The sequence below is a fragment of the Aeromonas sp. FDAARGOS 1407 genome (assembly GCF_019048725.1).
Taxonomy (GTDB): Bacteria; Pseudomonadota; Gammaproteobacteria; order Enterobacterales; family Aeromonadaceae; genus Aeromonas; species Aeromonas enteropelogenes.
Window position 1 is genome coordinate 2,313,667 of record NZ_CP077399.1, and the last position, 16,342, is coordinate 2,330,008.

At 60.8% G+C, this 16,342-nt stretch carries 14 protein-coding genes and 1 tRNA gene; 6 read left to right on the forward strand and 9 right to left on the reverse strand.

The features are described from left to right. Window positions 1–174: 174 nt before the first annotated feature. Complete coding sequence (locus tag I6L37_RS11140) at window positions 175–1,212, reverse strand: Mal regulon transcriptional regulator MalI (protein ID WP_042027613.1); 1,038 nt, start codon at window positions 1,210–1,212, stop codon at window positions 175–177. Window positions 1,213–1,499: 287 nt separating this feature from the next. On the opposite strand from I6L37_RS11140, the gene malX reads away from it, so the two are divergent. After that, the gene (gene malX, locus I6L37_RS11145) at window positions 1,500–3,071 is read left to right on the forward strand and encodes a maltose/glucose-specific PTS transporter subunit IIBC (RefSeq protein ID WP_216994082.1); all 1,572 of its coding nucleotides are present in this window, start codon (window positions 1,500–1,502) and stop codon (window positions 3,069–3,071) included. An 81-nt stretch (window positions 3,072–3,152) separates the two neighbouring features. Next, complete coding sequence (locus I6L37_RS11150; RefSeq protein WP_216994083.1) at window positions 3,153–4,355, forward strand: MalY/PatB family protein; 1,203 nt, start codon at window positions 3,153–3,155, stop codon at window positions 4,353–4,355. Between the two features lie 28 nt (window positions 4,356–4,383). Here the strand turns inward: I6L37_RS11150 and ruvC are convergent, their stop codons facing one another. From ruvC to I6L37_RS11165, 3 genes are all read right to left on the reverse strand, one after another. Then, window positions 4,384–4,905 (reverse strand): crossover junction endodeoxyribonuclease RuvC, encoded by a 522-nt coding sequence (ruvC, locus tag I6L37_RS11155; protein ID WP_042027609.1) that lies wholly within the window; start codon window positions 4,903–4,905, stop codon window positions 4,384–4,386. 156 nt (window positions 4,906–5,061) lie between these two features. Then, the gene (locus I6L37_RS11160; protein ID WP_216994084.1) at window positions 5,062–7,386 is read right to left on the reverse strand and encodes an acyl-CoA dehydrogenase; all 2,325 of its coding nucleotides are present in this window, start codon (window positions 7,384–7,386) and stop codon (window positions 5,062–5,064) included. A gap of 48 nt (window positions 7,387–7,434) precedes the next feature. Continuing rightward, window positions 7,435–8,088 carry a TetR/AcrR family transcriptional regulator gene (locus I6L37_RS11165; protein ID WP_026456593.1) on the reverse strand — a complete coding sequence of 218 codons (654 nt, stop codon included), beginning with the start codon at window positions 8,086–8,088 and terminating at the stop codon, window positions 7,435–7,437. A gap of 467 nt (window positions 8,089–8,555) precedes the next feature. On the opposite strand from I6L37_RS11165, the gene I6L37_RS11170 reads away from it, so the two are divergent. From I6L37_RS11170 to I6L37_RS11180, 3 genes are all read left to right on the forward strand, one after another. Next, window positions 8,556–9,296 (forward strand): phosphatase, encoded by a 741-nt coding sequence (locus I6L37_RS11170; RefSeq protein WP_216994085.1) that lies wholly within the window; start codon window positions 8,556–8,558, stop codon window positions 9,294–9,296. Between the two features lie 87 nt (window positions 9,297–9,383). Beyond that, window positions 9,384–9,459 (forward strand) — tRNA-Thr (locus I6L37_RS11175). Window positions 9,460–9,659: 200 nt separating this feature from the next. Next, window positions 9,660–9,869, forward strand: coding sequence for a hypothetical protein (locus I6L37_RS11180; protein WP_216994086.1), 210 nt, complete (start codon window positions 9,660–9,662; stop codon window positions 9,867–9,869). Window positions 9,870–10,801: 932 nt separating this feature from the next. Here the strand turns inward: I6L37_RS11180 and I6L37_RS11185 are convergent. The 4 genes from I6L37_RS11185 to I6L37_RS11200 are packed head-to-tail and all read right to left on the reverse strand — an operon-like array spanning window position 10,802 to window position 15,273. Further along, the gene (locus tag I6L37_RS11185; protein ID WP_216994087.1) at window positions 10,802–13,648 is read right to left on the reverse strand and encodes a lytic transglycosylase domain-containing protein; all 2,847 of its coding nucleotides are present in this window, start codon (window positions 13,646–13,648) and stop codon (window positions 10,802–10,804) included. A gap of 11 nt (window positions 13,649–13,659) precedes the next feature. Further along, a complete protein-coding gene (locus I6L37_RS11190; protein ID WP_216994088.1) occupies window positions 13,660–14,145 on the reverse strand; it encodes a hypothetical protein in 486 nt (161 codons plus the stop codon). Between the two features lie 28 nt (window positions 14,146–14,173). Next, window positions 14,174–14,461, reverse strand: a complete 288-nt coding sequence (locus I6L37_RS11195) for a hypothetical protein (protein WP_216994089.1) — start codon at window positions 14,459–14,461, stop codon at window positions 14,174–14,176. A 14-nt stretch (window positions 14,462–14,475) separates the two neighbouring features. Beyond that, the gene (locus I6L37_RS11200) at window positions 14,476–15,273 is read right to left on the reverse strand and encodes a hypothetical protein (RefSeq protein WP_216994090.1); all 798 of its coding nucleotides are present in this window, start codon (window positions 15,271–15,273) and stop codon (window positions 14,476–14,478) included. 107 nt (window positions 15,274–15,380) lie between these two features. Here I6L37_RS11200 and I6L37_RS11205 point away from each other — a divergent pair, with 107 nt between their 5' ends. Then, the gene (locus I6L37_RS11205) at window positions 15,381–15,710 is read left to right on the forward strand and encodes a hypothetical protein (RefSeq protein ID WP_216994091.1); all 330 of its coding nucleotides are present in this window, start codon (window positions 15,381–15,383) and stop codon (window positions 15,708–15,710) included. Here I6L37_RS11205 and I6L37_RS11210 read toward each other — a convergent pair. Then, complete coding sequence (locus I6L37_RS11210) at window positions 15,707–16,327, reverse strand: recombinase family protein (RefSeq protein WP_216994092.1); 621 nt, start codon at window positions 16,325–16,327, stop codon at window positions 15,707–15,709. The genes I6L37_RS11205 and I6L37_RS11210 overlap by 4 nt on opposite strands. Between the last annotated feature and the right edge of the window lie 15 nt (window positions 16,328–16,342).

Sequence of the window (16,342 nt, forward strand, 5' to 3'; positions counted from 1 at the left end):
TAGTGGTTACTAGACCGGTCGTCTAGAAAAAGATCGCCAATAACGCCTCTTTTTTGTTCAGGGTGTGGGCTCTGTATGTGAGCAAGCAGGGCTAACCCCTTGTTCGGGATGGCATTACCGGCGTGTCAGGCCGAAACGAGAGGGCGGGGTTTTGTCTCGCCCGTTCCCGGTGATTTACGCCGATTCCCGCTTCTGCAGATTGGGGGTGATGATATGGCGGTTGGGGGCGAGCTCGGGTTGCTGCATCCGGGTCAACAGACGCAGGGCGGCCTGGCGACCGATCTCCCGCGCCGGCGAACTGACAAAGGTGAGGGCGGGGGCGGTGAGTTCGGCCTCTGCCACGTCGTCAAAGCCGAGCAGGGCCACCTGCTGGCCGATGTAGTTGTCCTTGCCCACGGTGCGACCGCTGGCTTCCACCCCGTAGATGCCGCCGAGGGCCACCTCCGGGTAGTGGCACAGAATGGCCGTCACCTTGGGATGCTGGTGCAGCAGCTGGGCTATGGTGTCGGCGGCGCTGCGCTGGGTGCGATCGCATTCGAGCACCCACTCGGGTTTGAAGGGCAGGCCGTATTGCAGCAGGCTGGCGCAGTAGCCGCCGATCCGCTCGGCGCGGGTCAGCGAGTCAGCCCGCCCCCCCACATAGGCGATATGGCGGTGGCCCTGATCGATGAGGTAGGTGGTGGCCTGCTGGGCGGCATGAGTATTGTCGGGGCCGATAAAGTCCACATCATCGCGATAATAGGAGCGGGCGGCGCACACCACGGGCAGCTCGGAGTCGAGCAGCGCCTCCATGGTTTTGGCGGCCGCGCCGCGCACCGGATTGAAGATGATGCCCGCCACCCCCTGGCGCGAGAGGGACTGGATGCTCTGCTGCAACCGCTCCGGACTGTGGCCGCACTGGGTCAGAAACAGCAGATATCCCTGCTGCTCCAACACCTCGCTCACCCCGGCAGTGACCTCGGTATAGAAGGGATCCGTGATGTCCCGCAAGATCAGTCCCACCAGGTTGGATTGCTGGCTGCGCAGGTTGGCGGCAGCGCTGTTGGGCACATAGTCGAGCTGCTTGATCGCCTGCTGCACCCGCTCTGTGGTGGCGGGGGAGATGCGCCCCTTGCCCCGCAGCACCATGGAGACGGTGGTGACCGAGACTCCCGCCAGCTGGGCAACGTCGGTGATCTTGGGGTTTTTCGACAAGAGCGGTTTGGGGGACATAGGCGAACGGGCGACAGCAGATGGATACCGAGGCTCCAGCATACCCCCTCGTCTGCCCGAGTGAAACGTTACATCACCTTCGAGCCGATCTGGCTCACAGTTTCGCAACGCCTATCCTGCCAGCTCGGTCATTCTGTGATCATCTTGGCAATTGCGAAGTGATAAAACGTTTTATCATTCAGCAAAACCTGATGGGGGGCTGTCGCCCTTGTTTGCCAGCAAGGGAGTGGACAACGGCGACAGTGACCGACATCGGGCGTGCCCTTAACCTTACAAGGATCAGACACATGGCCAAGTCACCCGCCAAATCCACGATATGGGAGTTCCTGCAAAGCCTCGGCAAGACCTTTATGCTGCCGGTCGCCCTGCTGGCCTTCTCCGGTATCCTGCTCGGTGTCGGCAGCTCGCTCACCAGCGATGCGGTCAAGCAGAGCATGCCCTTCCTCGACAATACCCTGCTGCAACTGCTCTTCCTCTGGATGACCAAGGTAGGGCTGGTGGCCTTTATCTATTTGCCGGTGATGTTCGCCGTCGCCATTCCCCTCGGACTGGCGCGCGAGGAGAAAGGAGTGGCGGCCTTTGCCGGTTTCGTCGGCTACGCAGCCCTCAACCTCTCCATCAACTTCTACCTGACGGTCGCCAACGTCATCGGTGACGCCGCGGCGGAGAAGGCCTACGGGGTGAAAGCCATCCTCGGCATCAGCTCCATCGATACCGGTATTCTGGGGGCCATCATCGTCGGGGTGATCGTCGCCAAGCTCCACGCCCGTTTTTACACCTACAAGATGCCGGATGCGCTCGCCTTCTTCGGCGGTGCCCGCTTCGTGCCCATCATCACCGCATTGGTGCTGGGTGTCGTCGGTCTGGTGGTGCCCTTCGTCTGGCCCTGGTTCGCCGCCGGCATCAACGGCATTGGGGCGCTGATTTCCCACGCCGGCCCCTTCGGCCCCTTCCTGTTCGGTACCGGTGAGCGTCTGTTGTTGCCGCTTGGCCTGCACCACATTCTGGTAGCGCTCATTCGCTTCACTGAAGCGGGTGGCACCCAGCTTGTGTGCGGCAACGAGGTGAGTGGCGCCCTCAACATCTTCTATGCCGAGCTCTCCTGTGCCGATACCACCCAGTTCTCGGTCTCGGCCACCTCCTTCCTCTCCCAGGGCAAGATGCCGGCCTTCCTCGGCGGTTTGCCGGGGGCGGCGCTTGCCATGTATCACTGCGCCCGTCCGGAAAATCGTGGCAAGATCAAGGCGCTGCTGGTCTCCGGTGTGGTGGCTTGCGTCATCGGCGGGATCACAGAGCCGCTGGAGTTCCTGTTCCTGTTCGTGGCACCCGTGCTCTATTTCGTTCACGCCATCCTGACTGGTCTGGGCTTTATGACCATGGGGCTGCTCGGCGTCACTATCGGCAACACCGACGGCAACCTCATCGATTTTCTGGTGTTCGGCGTGCTGCAGGGCACCGCCACCAAGTGGTACCTGGTGCCCGTGGTAGCGGGGATCTGGTTTGCCATTTACTACAGTGTGTTCCGCTTCGCCATCGTGCGCTTTAACCTCAAAACCCCGGGCCGGGAAATCGAAACCAGTGAGGCCGCGCAGCCGGCCGGCAAGAAGGCTGGTAACAGCGGTTACAACGGTGAGATCATCCTCAATGCCCTGGGCGGTGCCGACAATATCCTGGCGCTGGACAACTGCATCACCCGCCTGCGCATGTCGGTGCAGGACATGAGCCGGGTCGATGACAAGCTGCTCAAGGCCAACGGCGCCATCGGGGTGATCAAGCTCGACGAGCACAACCTGCAAGTGGTGATAGGGCCCCAGGTCCATCTGGTGAAAAACCAGCTGCAGAGCCTGATGGGGGCCTGATCCGGCCAGCCTTTTACCTTAATCCCCGGGGGCGTCACGCCCCCTTGTTCATTCGTATCTTTGCTGGCGAGAGAAAAAGAGATGTCCAACACTGAACCCTTTGATTTTGACCGCCAGGTCGATCGCCACGGCACCTACTGCACCCAGTGGGACTATGTGGCCGACCGCTTTGGCCACGCCGACCTGCTCCCCTTCACCATCTCCGACATGGATATCGAAACCGCCCCCTGCATTCGCCAGACCCTGGCCAAGCGCCTCGAACACGGGGTCTTCGGCTACAGCCGCTGGAACCACGACGACTTCAAGGGGGCGGTCACCGGCTGGTTCACCCGCCGCTACGGGGCTCGCCTCGACCCCGAGAGTCTGGTCTACGGTCCTTCCGTCATCTACATCATCGCTCAGCTGGTGAGCCTCTGGTCCAAACCGGGGGAGGGAGTGCTGGTGCACACCCCGGCTTACGACGCCTTCGGCAATATGCTCAGCGCCAACGATCGGGTGTTGCTCCCTTGTCCGCTGATAAAGGGGGAGGGGAGCTATCACATTGACTGGGCCTGCTTCGAGCGTCAGGCGGCCCGCCCCGATTGCCGCATCCTGCTGCTGTGCAGCCCTCACAACCCCACGGGGCGGGTCTGGACGCGCGATGAGCTGGGCCGGATGGCGGACATCTGCCAGCGTTACGGGGTCAAGGTGATCTCGGACGACATCCATATGGACATGAGCTTTGCCCCCTATCTGCCCTGGAGCGAGGTGGCCCTGGATGATGGCTGGGCGCTGGTCAGTTCGGGGTCAAAATCCTTCAACATTCCGGCGCTGGGTGGTGCCTACGCCTTTATCCCCAATGAGGGGGGGCGGGCGGATTATCTGCGGCAGCTCAAGGTTGCCCACGGCCTCTCGTCCCCCCCTATCCTCGGGGTGTTGGCCCATATCAGCGCCTATCGGGAGGGGGATGAATGGCTAGACGCCCTCAAAACCTATCTGCACGGCAATCTGGCGCTGGTGGCGGCGCGGCTCAACGCCGCCTTTCCCGCCATCGACTATCGGGTGCCCGAAGGAACCTACCTCGCCTGGATTGATTTGAACGGGCTCGGTATCGACTCGGCCGAGCGGATGGATGTGCTGCAACGCTTGCTGGTGGAAAAATACAGGGTCGCCATTATGCGCGGCGACACCTATGGCCCCGAGGGCAGGGGTTTTATCCGCTTGAACGTCGGTTGCTCCCGCCACAAGGTGGAGCAGGGGCTAGCTGCCTTGGTCGGGGCGCTGGAGGAACTGGTAGCAAAATAAAGCCCCGCCGATTGGCGGGGAGAGGGGGTCAGCGGTAGCGGCCGCGCACCGAGCCACTGGTGCGACCCGCCATCTTGATCAGGCTCTGGCGGGTGTGCAGGTGGCACAGCGCCACCCCGAGGGCATCGGCCGCATCGGCCTGCGGGGTGGCGGAGAGTTTCAGTAGATGGGTCACCATGTGCTGCACCTGCTCCTTGGCGGCGCCGCCTGTGCCTACCACCGCCTGCTTGATCTGGGTGGGGGAGTATTCGCTCACCGGCAGGGCCGCGTTGACGGCGGCCACGATGGCGCTGCCCCGGGCCTGTCCCAGCTTCAGGGCCGAGTCGGCGTTGCGGGCCATAAAGACCCGCTCGATGGCAAACTCGGTGGGCTTGAACTGGGTGATGATCTCGCACACCCCGTCGTAGACCTGCTTGAGGCGCTCCGGCAGCTCGCCGCAATCGGTGCGAATACAGCCCGACCCCAGATATTCGGCCTTGCCGCCGACTACCCGGATAACCCCGTATCCGGTGATCCGCGATCCCGGGTCAATGCCCAAAATAATGCTCATGGGTTGTGATTGCTCTGAACGCGAGTGATGGCCGCCAAGATAGCAAACTGTGGCCCGCTTGGCTGTACGTAAGGGCTTCGAGTGCGCAAACTCTGCTCACATCAATGAAAACAGCCCCTGAACGGGGCTGTTTTATCACACTGTTGCCTGAAGAACTCAGGCTGCGTTGTCGACCCGGTTGGGCTGGGAGAGGCCTTCCAGCTCGCCCGGGGCGAAGTTGTCCACCTGGATGGCTTCATAGCGCAGGGCGTCGGCGGCCAGCAGCTTGTCCGCTTCATCCTTGCTCAGGATGGAGTGGGACAGGGCTGCGGCAACCAGCTCGGGCAGGGCCATCTTGCGGGGCAGCTTGCCCTCTTTCTGGGCCTGCACCAGCTTCTTCTCGTAGGACTGAACCGACACCATGGCCTGGAAGGCGCGCTCCATCAGGCCTACCGGGTCCGCTTCGTCCTTGCCGACATAACACAGGGCGGTCAGACGATCGCGGAACTCACCCGGCTTCATCATGGCCAGGCAGATGGCGTGGCAGCGATCATCGGCCGGCATCTTGTAACCGACGCCGAACGGGAACACTACCCGCTTGAGCACGGCACCCACCACCTTGTTCGGGAAATTCTGGAAGAAGCCCTCGAACGCCTTGCCGATGAGGTAGAGGTTGCGCTCCACCGCGTACTGCACGAACGGCAGATCGGAGACCATGCGGCCCTGATCCTCGTAGTGCTTGAGGGTAGCGGAGGCCAGGTAGAGGTGGCTCAGCACGTCGCCAAGACGGGCGGAGATCATCTCCTTGCGCTTGAGATCGCCACCCAGCATCAGCATGGAGACGTCGGCGCACAGGGCCAGCCCTTTACTCATGCGTGACAGCTGCTTGTAGTAGCGAGTGGTTTCGCCGGCCACCGGGGCGCTGTTGAACTGGCCCAGGGTCAGCCCCTGGAACAGGGCACCGAAGAAGTTGCCGGTACCGAAGGCGATGTGCTTCATCAGCAGGGCGTCAAACTTCTCGAGGCCGCGCTCTACGTCGGTGTCGGCCGCCGCTTCCAGCTCGGCAAACACGTACGGGTGGCAGCGGGTGGCACCCTGGCCGAAGATCATCAGGTTGCGGGTCAGGATGTTGGCCCCTTCCACCGTGATGGCCACCGGGATACCCATGTAGGCGTAGCCGGTGTAGTTTTTCGGCCCAAGCTGGATGGCGCGACCGGCGTGGATGTCCATGGAGTCATCCATGATCTGGCGCGCCATTTCGGTCATGTGGTACTTGGAAATCGCGGTGACGATGGCCGGTGCCTGACCGAGATCCAGGGAGCCTGCGGTCATGCGGCGGGCCCCTTCGAGCTGATAGGTGAGGCCACCGATGCGGGCCAGCGCTTCCTGCACCCCTTCAAACTTGCCGATGGACATGCCGAACTGCTTGCGCACGTAGGAGTAGGCACCCACGGTGCGACTCGCCATGTGGCCACAGGCGGTGCCAAGGGCAGGCAGCGAGATGCCGCGACCGGCGGAGAGGCATTCGACCAGCATGCGCCAGCCACGGCCGGCGTAATCCGGGCCGCCGATGATCCAGTCGAGCGGAATGAACACATCCTTGCCGAAGGTCGGGCCGTTGAGGAACGCCAGCCCCATGGGGTAATGACGATCGCCGACACGCACGCCCGGGTGATCGGTCGGGATCAGCGCACAGGTGATGCCGATCTCTTCCTTGTCGCCCAGCAGTTTTTCCGGGTCATAGAGCTTGAACGCCAGTCCCAGCACGGTGGCGCGCGGCGCCAGGGTGATGTAGCGCTTGTTCCAGTTCAGGCGAATGCCGAGCACTTCCTCGCCTTTGTGCATGCCCTTGCAGACGATCCCCTTGTCCGGGATGGCGCCCGCATCGGAGCCCGCTTCCGGACCGGTCAGGGCGAAGCAGGGTACTTCCTTGCCGTTGGCCAGCCCCGGCAGCCAGAAATCCTTCTGGGCCTGGGTACCATAGTGCATCAGCAGTTCGCCCGGGCCGAGGGAGTTGGGCACCATGACGGTGACCGCCACGCTCAGGCTTTTGGTGGCGATACGGGTGACGATGGTGGAGTTGGCAATCGCGGAGAACTCGCGGCCGCCATAGGATTTCGGAATGATCAGGGAGAAGAAGCCTTCCTTCTTCAGATAATCCCACACCGGCTCCGGCAGGTCCTTGGTCTCGTTGACGATCTTGAAGTCGTCGACCATGGCGAGCAGGGTTTCGACCTGGTTGTCGATGAAGGCCTGCTCCTCTGCGGTCAGCTCGGCCTTGCCGTAGCCATGCAGCTTTTTCCAGTCGGGGTTGCCGCGAAACAACTCGCCATCCCACCAGACGGAGCCGGCTTCCATGGCCTCCCGCTCGGTGGCCGACAAGGGCGGCAGTATCTTCTTGAAGATGCCGAATACCGGACGGGTTACCATCTTTTTACGGATGGAGGGTACGCCGAGCACGACGGCTATCGCCAGCACCAGCAGGATTAGCAATGTGATCATACCGAAGTTCCTTCTATTTCACTGTTTCCGTTGATTTATTGTTGGTTGTTACACGGCCAGGGCCTGCCTGGTCGACTCCACGGGCGCCCCGACTCCGGACGCCAGATAAGGAATAACGTTGCGCACCAGCCCTTCCACATCGAGCTGCTGGCCAAAATCGGCCTGGGCGATGTCGCGCAGGGCATCGGCGGAGGCCATGGTGAACACGACGGTGCCCAGGGTGAAATGCAGGCGCCAGAAGAGATCCGCTGGCGACAGGGCCGGATTGGCCTTGGAGATGGCCTGGGTGATCCGCTGCAACACGGCGCCGTAATGGGCGGTGATGAAACGGCGCAGGTGGCCCTGGCTGTCGATGTAGCCGCGTCCCAGCAGCTGCATGAAGAGAGCTGGGCCGTTGGCCCGCACGGCAACCAGTTTCATCAGGGGATCGACAAAGCTTTCAAACACCTGCAGCAGACTCAGCTGATCCTGCGCCATCAGGGTACGCAGACGGGCGTCCAGTTCCGGCATGAACAGGCTAAGGTAGCGATCGAGCACCGCCTGGATCAGCTCCTTCTTGGAACCGAAGTGATAATTGACGGACGCCAGGTTGACGTCGGCCTCACTGGTGATCAGGCGCAAAGAGGTATCAGCAAATCCCCGCTCGGCAAACAGCACTTCCGCGGCATCGAGAATACGGTTTTTGGTATCGATTTTACTCACTGTACACCTCACTTAAACGAATGTTTAAAAAGTACGTTTCATAAGGTCAAGTGTCAAGAGAGTGTGAACAAGTGTTAGCGAAATGTTTTTTGCGAAAAGTACAACAGAAGGGGAACTTAAGTCGCACGGCGGGACTCTATATCTATGCCACTGCAATTAAACATTAAGTCTCGCCCAACCTGCTTCATGCTAGTTGGGCATTTTTTTACCCGCTCCTTGCCGATAACGGACGGCAGGCAAAAAAAAACCGCCGCAGGGCGCGACGGTGGGGAAAGTGAGTTTTCCTCATCCTGAGGCAAACTATCGATGCGAGTTCAGGCATTCATCGATGGTGCCAGTATGCCAGCCCGCGCCAGCCAGACTATGTCAGGTTCTCGTCATTTTGTGACAAAGTATGGCAAGGGGCGACATGGCCCCGACATCCGCCCTTTGTTATGCTGACGACTCCAGTCTGAAGGGGAGAGAAGATGAAGTACCCGGTCGATACCCACACTCATACCGTTGCCAGTACCCACGCTTACAGCACCATCCACGACTATCTGCCCATCGCCAGGGCCAAGGGGATCAAGCTGTTTGCCACCACGGATCATGGACCGGACATGGCCGATGCTCCCCACTTCTGGCATTTCGTCAATCTGCATGTGCTGCCGCGGGTGGTGGACGGGGTCGGCATCCTGCGCGGCATCGAGGCCAACATCAAGAACATAGATGGCGAGATAGACTTCCCCGAGCGTTACGAGTCGCGCCTCGACATGATCATGGCGGGCTTTCACGAGCCGGTATTTCCCCCCTGCGATCAGGCCACTCACACCCAGGCGATGATCAACGCCATCAAGAGTGGTCGGGTCGACATGATTAGCCATCCCGGCAATCCGGCGTTTCCCATCGACATTCAGGCGGTAGTCAAGGCCGCTGCCGAATACCGGGTGGCGCTGGAGGTCAACAACTCCTCGTTCAGCCACTCCCGTGCGGGCAGTGAAAGCAACTGCCGCGCCATCGTCGAGGCGGCGCGCGACCTTGGCGCCTATCTCACCTTTGGCTCCGACTCCCACGTGGCCTTTAGCCTGGGGGATTTCGACCGTTGTCACCGTCTGGTGACCGAGACGGGCTTCCCCGAGGAGCGGATCCTGGTGCGCTCACCCCGGGCTTTGCTCGATTTTCTCGAGAGCCGTGGCCGCGCCCATATTCCCGAGTTCGCCGATCTGTAAGCTTGCAGGTAACACCATGAGCCAACTCATAAAATCGTCTTGGCTCGATTGACTTGTAGGCCGTTTTTTCTGAATCTGAAGGCATTGGCCGGTATAGCTCAGTTGGTAGAGCAGCGCATTCGTAATGCGAAGGTCAGGAGTTCGATTCCCCTTATCGGCACCATATAAAACAATGGGTTAGCCTCACTGTGAGGCTGGCCCATTGTGCTTTTATCTCCTTGCGTACACATTGGCGTACACACCAATTATCCCCTGTGCCTAGTTGCATGGCTGTCGCGTGACCACACGCGCCACCTTGTCGTGACCATATCCTTTCGTTGAATCGTTATGCCGTGACCATACGGCACCACCACGAGAGGAACCATGGCCAACACCCCACAGGAACGGCAGGCAACGCGCCGCCGAAAGCTCAAAGATCAAGGCGCTCACCGCACCAGCGTGCTCCTAAGCAGAAAGGCAATTTCCACGCTCCGCCAGATCACGGAAGAGCACGACGTGACACAGAGCGAAGCAATCGAGCTCGGCATTCTGGTAGCGGCGAAGTGGTTGGACAAGGGGGAGAACGATGCGTGACCATACATCACCAGTCTGTGACCATACCACCGCCGCCAAGCTGGGGATTGAGCTGGTTGAGGCGCACCCTGACCTGATGCCTGGCGCCCTGTTTTTCGTGTGTCAGCGCCATAGAGCCACCATCACGCTCGAAACGTGCCGCAGAAACTGGGATGAAGCCCACTCCAGTCGAGGGCCTGACGACATTGATCGACGCGCAGCGTGTAGGAGTTGCCTGATTGGCCAGCACCTGCACAGCAGCACCTCAGCTGATTCAGCAGAGTGGGCAGACGTTCGGCGCTCTGGTGAGTGTGCGCGGTGTGCGCGTGTGGGGTTGCGGCTGGTATCGGGAACCGGTGAGTGCGTCTCGTGCTGGAACCGCCGTCGCGAGACTGAGCGCGGATACAACGCCCGCGGTAAACCGCTGATGAACCCGATCATCATGACCTCTCGCCGCGTCGGTCTGGTAGTGGGTGGAAAGCCTGCTTATCGCCGGTTCCTGTCTTGGCACGATGGCGAAGCTGTGAGCCGGGCCATCCGCCAGATAGACGGTGTGAAATTCCACAGCATGCAGCCAGGCACGCCCACATGGAATGTGAAGTCTGAAAGGTTTGAGTACCGCTGCAGCAAACACCATGGCGAATTCGGCGCTCTGCGCGAGCTGGTGAGCGGTGACGGCGACGTTGAATACATCTGCCCAGTATGCTCCCCAAGTCGCGCAAAAGCGCTCCCAGTGGCCCGCGTTGTGGCGCCAACCAGCATCATCCCGAAAGAGCTCGCCGCACTGGATTATGACGATGCGCCAGAGGGATGGACGCCCACCGCCCACATCTGCGATCGTTGCCAACACTACCCTATTCAGGTGAGGAAGCGGCCAGATTGGCGAACCGAGGCGCGATGCCCACTATGCGACAGCCGACAATGAATAAGGCCCCACGAAGGGGCCTTTCTCTTTACGCATGGCGGTACCAGTTCGATGTAACCTTGGTCACCAGTGGCTCTGGCGGGTTCAGGATGCGGCGCAAGTCACCATTCATTGACAAGTTCACACTGACTTCACCAGACAGTGGGCCGTGCTGCACCGGAGCGCCTGAAGATTGGCGGCGGTACTGCTCATCAGCTGGTACCTGAGCCGGCATTGCTGCCGGTGATCTTGATTGGAGCTCGTCATTTGTGCGGTGATACTTGCGAATGTACTGCTGCGTCTGTGTCGGCGCATATCGGCGCCAGCTGTCACCGTGCTTCTTGATGGCATCATCCAGCCTGCCGGGACCCCAGTTGTAGGCGGCAAGAGCCTTTTCGATGTCGCCATACTTTTCGTACATCGCATCGATATAGTCTTTGCCAACCCGCTCCATCTCTTCCGGAGAGTTGTCGCGTGCAGGTGTGACACCAAAGCCCGGATCTTTGAGCGTGCCAGGCATGGTCTGCATACGGCCAAGAGCTCCAGCTGACGAAGTGATGATATTCCCTGCACGGTCATAATGCCTCCCGCCAGATTCAATAATCGCAATCGCCTCGTGGTTTATCGGGGACGATCCAGGTGTCCAGTTACTGGAATCCCTGATCTTCTCCTGTCGCCGCTGTTCCTGCTCCCGCTCAGCCTTGAGGCGTGCGTCCTCTGCCGCCAGCTCTTTATCGCGCTCGGTCTCCAGTCGCTTGATCTCGGCGCTTGCGGCGTCCATCTCTGCCTTGGCTCGTGCTTGGCGCTCGATTATTGCTCGCCCCTGCTGATCCCGCGGCAGATTAACCTCATCCCCGACCGGCACTCCCATAGTCCCGATACGCGCCCGGTTTGAACGCTCAACCTGCTCGTTTATTTGGGCGCGGTACTTCTGCTTTATAACGTCGACGTTCTCGTCGTGGCGGGACTGCATGGCTCGCTCGAGCAGATCCCGAGGACCCTTTGCCCCTCCTTGACCGGCTAGGAACAGTAGAGCTGCGCGACTCTCGTTCAGGATAGGCAGGCTCTCGCTGGCAAACTTCTGCATGATGTTTGAGACGTTGGCTATTGTGTCGCGGGTTTTGGATCCCTCGGTCTCTATAGCGCCTTTTGCGGCCGCCAGCTTAGCCAGCGAGTCCTTGATCCGCTCTTGGTCTCCACCCTCCATTGCAGCCTTGAGATCGCGAGCCTCATCCGCAGTGAGCGCACCCTTGCCGGTTCGGCCGAGGTATTGATTCGCGATGCGCTTCAGGCCAGTGCCGTCTGCTGTCTCTATACGCCCCAGATCAGCGATACCGGTGGCGTCGAGGTTGCTCATGTCAACCCCGAGTCGGCCAACGCGGGACTGAATGCCCCCCATTTCGTTCGGATTGATGCTGAGCAGGGCCATGGCTTGATTAATCCCAACCCCGAGGTGGTTGGCCGTCGCCTGAGCCAGTAAGCCCCGGTTGTTCCCGTACTTGCTGCGCAGCGTTCCCAGAGTTTCCTGCAGGAAGGTGGAGTTACCGCCCGGGCCGCTGATGCCGTAGCGGGCGGCCATGCTGCCGGAGCCAAACATCTGGCTGTTGGTGGCAAATGCCCCACCCTCGCGCATGATCGCCATCTGGATGGGGTCGAGGCCCATCCGGTTTGCCACCATCGAGGAGAAGAACTGTGACGCCTCTCCATTGGCGCCACCTGCTGCCAGGGTTGCGTTGACTCGTGCGAGCAGTGACGCAGATCCGGTCACGTCGAGGCCAGGTATGCCTGATCCTGCCATCGCTGACAGCTGGCCGCTGTAGCCAGCCAGATTCAGCACGCCAAGAGACTGGCGGGTCTGGCTGGAGGCATAGCCGCCGATCGCCTCCATCACATCCTCGACCTTTGCGAACGCATCTGAGCGGGCAATGGTCTCGCCGATAATAAGCCCAACCTTGCGGCTGTCCTGATCGCTTCCGGTAAGGCGCAGGCCGCGCAACGAGCCGAACAGGCCAACGCCAGTCGCAGGGTCTACACCGAACCCACGAGAGAACCCGCCAGCGCTCAGCAGCTCGGCCGGCAGTTCGGAGGCGCGATCACCTCCCAGGTTGCCAGTCCGAGCAAGCTGTGAGGCCAGCTGCTGACCCTCGTTGTACGAAATGCCCAGCGCACTCGATGCGCCACGCAGCCCCTCACGGATGGGGAGATACCCAACACCACCACCGAGGCGGCGCATAAGGGCGTCGTTCATGATGGCTTCAACCTGCGCGTCGCTCACCTTGTCAGCGATTGCACCGATCAGCTTTCCTACCCCTAGGGCAGCCATACCACCAGCCAGACCAGCCAAGCCAGCACCGAACCCGGCAGACATCCCGGTACCAAGAGCATTGGAGACCACACCTCCGACCGGCCCCGCAGCGTTGAGGCCAGATTGAAGCACTTTAGCGCCTTGCTGAGCCCATTGGCTCGAACCACCACCTGAACCACCAGTCGGGGTACGGTTGATTGGGCGATGGGGAGGCGTAGCGTCAGGGCGGCGAGGGGAGCCAACCCCCTCGAATGAGGCGCCAAGGAAAACAAGCGCCTCCTGCTGCTTCTTGAGGCGGGTGGTTTCGTTCAGGTAGAGCTGGCTCCAGTTAGCCATGAAGGGGTTTTTTCCCTCCTGGCCGGAGCGCTTCATCCGGTTGTTCAGCTCGCCCTGGATCTTCAACAGCTTCTCGGACTGCTGGATGAAGAACTTCAGGTCATCCTTGCTGCTCAGCTTGATAGGCTCGAACTTCTGCCCATTCGCCTTGGCTACGGCCTCACCCATGGACTTGATCGCGGTATTGATCTGCGCGATCTGCTTCTTGACATCATCGCCATTGAAGTCGGCACTGATTGGGATCTTGATGCTCATGGCTTAGCCCCTTACGCGCCGCGGATCTTGGCCAGCAGCTCGGCGTCCTCAATGCGGAAGCCGGCGCGGTGGGCTACGTCGATTGTGTTGAGCTGAGTTCCGGTAATGATGCCAGCCTCATATGCTGCACTGGCCTTGATCAGCAGGCTGCCGGATACCCCGCCAGAGCGAGCCGGAAGCACCAGCCGCTTCCCTGCACGCAGAGACTTGGCCATGGTCTGCTCGCGGCGAACTCGACGGCGCAGGAAGTTGCTGATGGAGTGCCCCAGGCTCTTGGTCATCTGCTCCAAGGAGCCGGGATCACCGCTCTCGGCCAGCTTGGCGCGCTTGGCCAGCTTGGCCTTGAGCTCGTCCAAGGTCTCGTCTTCGTCGTCTGTCAGCCGCTCCTTGCCGCTGCCCTTGGCGGCCAGCAGCTTTTGCTCTGCCCGCTCGCGATCGGCGATCTCGCCGTTCAGGTTGATGATGCCGTCGTCGATATCAGTGTGTTGTTTGTTCATTTTGTTATCTCACATGATTGGTGGTTGGTTAGTGGACGCCGCCGGTGGCGGTGTATTTCAGGGCCTGCAGTTCGGCCTCGCGCTCGATGTTTTTGCAGCGCAGGCACTCGGTCAGGTATCCAAGGGCGGCCGCCAGAACTGTGTTGTCGGTCATGCTGACGATAAGCCCGCGCTCCACCAGAGCCGGCGCGTCGCGCTCGATGGCGGCCAGCAGCTTTTGCTCTGGGGTTTTGCGCTTGCGTGCGCCACCGGGGCCACCGGTGTTACCTGGTGCGAACTGGCCCTTGTGATCTCGGTCGTTACGTTGGTCGCTCATGGTTTCCCCTTTCCTCAGAATGATCCGGTGCCGTAGGCAATCAGACGCAGTTGCTGTGAAGCCTTGAAGGCTGCGAACTTGTTCACGCCCACTGAAGAGGCCGCATCGACCAGCTCGGCGTGAGCCTCGATGAATGCAGCTTCGAGCACCTGCAGTCGGGCCTGCTTGACGCGGAACACGGCAGAGCGCTGAGCGGTAGAAAGAGCTGTCTCTGCCTCGTTGACCAGTCGCTGTGCTGCTGCTGGCTTGTGGTTGTCAGCGGCACGCTGTGCGGCCTCAACCAATTCATTAAGAGAGGCGATATCCTCCACCAGCAGGGAGACCTCAGCGGCATCACCAGCCTGCTCGTTACCACCGCGGCGGCGGGCCAGGATCTCGTCGCGAGCTCGCGCCTTCTCGGTCAGGCGGCCACGCAGGGCGGAGACCTTGGCGTTGTGCTCCATGTAGATGGCCTGCTCGCGCTCCAGTCGGTCACGGGCGGCAGCCAAGCGGGAGGCGGCTGCCTCGATGGCTGGATCCGCATCAGGGGTAGGCATCTTTACGCCTGCAACCTCTTCCGGGCCAACAGCGCTCACCAGCGACTGGTGAGCCGCGACGGCAGCCTCGGAGGCTAGTTTGTCGGTACGCTCGGCCTCTGCCTGCAGGAGTGCCAGAGCCTCATCGGCTGCTGCACGCTCAGCATTGGCGAGCTCAGCCTCGAGATCAGAGAGGGTTGCACGCAGACTTTGGGTGTCATCGCCCAAGAACAGGGCGGCTTGAATACCAGCCTTTACATCTGCAATCTTGGATTGAATCACTTGAATATTGGTCATTTCTGCCTCATCGTCTTTTCCAACGGCTGAGCAACGGCTGCTCAACGGATAACTACATAATCGCGTCACGACATACCCAGCCGCACAACTTTCAACAGGGGGCGACGATGAAGTTTTCAGAGGCGATTGAGTTTCTGGCGACAGCATGCGAGCAAAAGCCAGGTGTGGAGCCGCTGGATTTCGCAAGCACGGGCACATACCGCCAGTTTGTCGATGCGGCAGAGCTGGCCGGATTTACCGGTCCAGACGTTGATATGGATTCAGGATTTGCAGAACGGACGCCGGAATGGGTGTGGCAAGCCAGCGAGCTAGAGTTGCAGCGGTGGGTTCACACCCTTATCAGGGCAGACAGGTGGAATGAAGAATGCCCCGACGCGGTGCTGATGGCTTGCCGATCGGGGTGCCTGGGTGTGCTGGCGGAGCGGTTGGCTAGTTAGGCAGCCAGTTCGTCGCGGATCTTGGTGACTGTGTTGGTGGAGCATCCCACGACTCTGGCAGTGGCACGGATACCCATGCCTGCGGCCAGCGCATCGCGCACGCGGCGGTGCAGATCTGGATCTGCCTTGCGCCCGGTATAGATGCCTTCCTTCTTGGCCTTCTCGATACCCTGCGCCTGTCTCTGTCGCCGCTGCTCGTAGTCCTTGCGAGCAATCGCGGCCATCATCTCAATCATCATGCCGTTGATGGCGGCCAGCATGCGGCCGGTGAACTCGTCGCCCTTGCTGATCTCCTTCATGCCCTGGTGCGAGGTCGGCAGGTCGATCGCCACGATTCGGAGTCCCTTCCCGTCGATCGCAGCCTTCAGCCGGCGCCAGTCATCCTCCGGCAGGCGCGACAGGCGATCGATACTCTCCAACAGCAGAACATCCCCAGGCAAGGCGTCCGCCAGCAGGCGCAGTAGTTCGGGGCGGTCTGCCCGGGCTCCTGACTCGTTCTCGGTGTAGCGGGAGGCGATAACCTTGCCATGTTCGGCGGCGAACTTATCAAGCATCTCCCTGGCGCGCTCTGCATCCTGTTCCTTGGTGCTGGCTCGAAGATAGGCACGAACAAACATAAAGCCCCCTGTGTC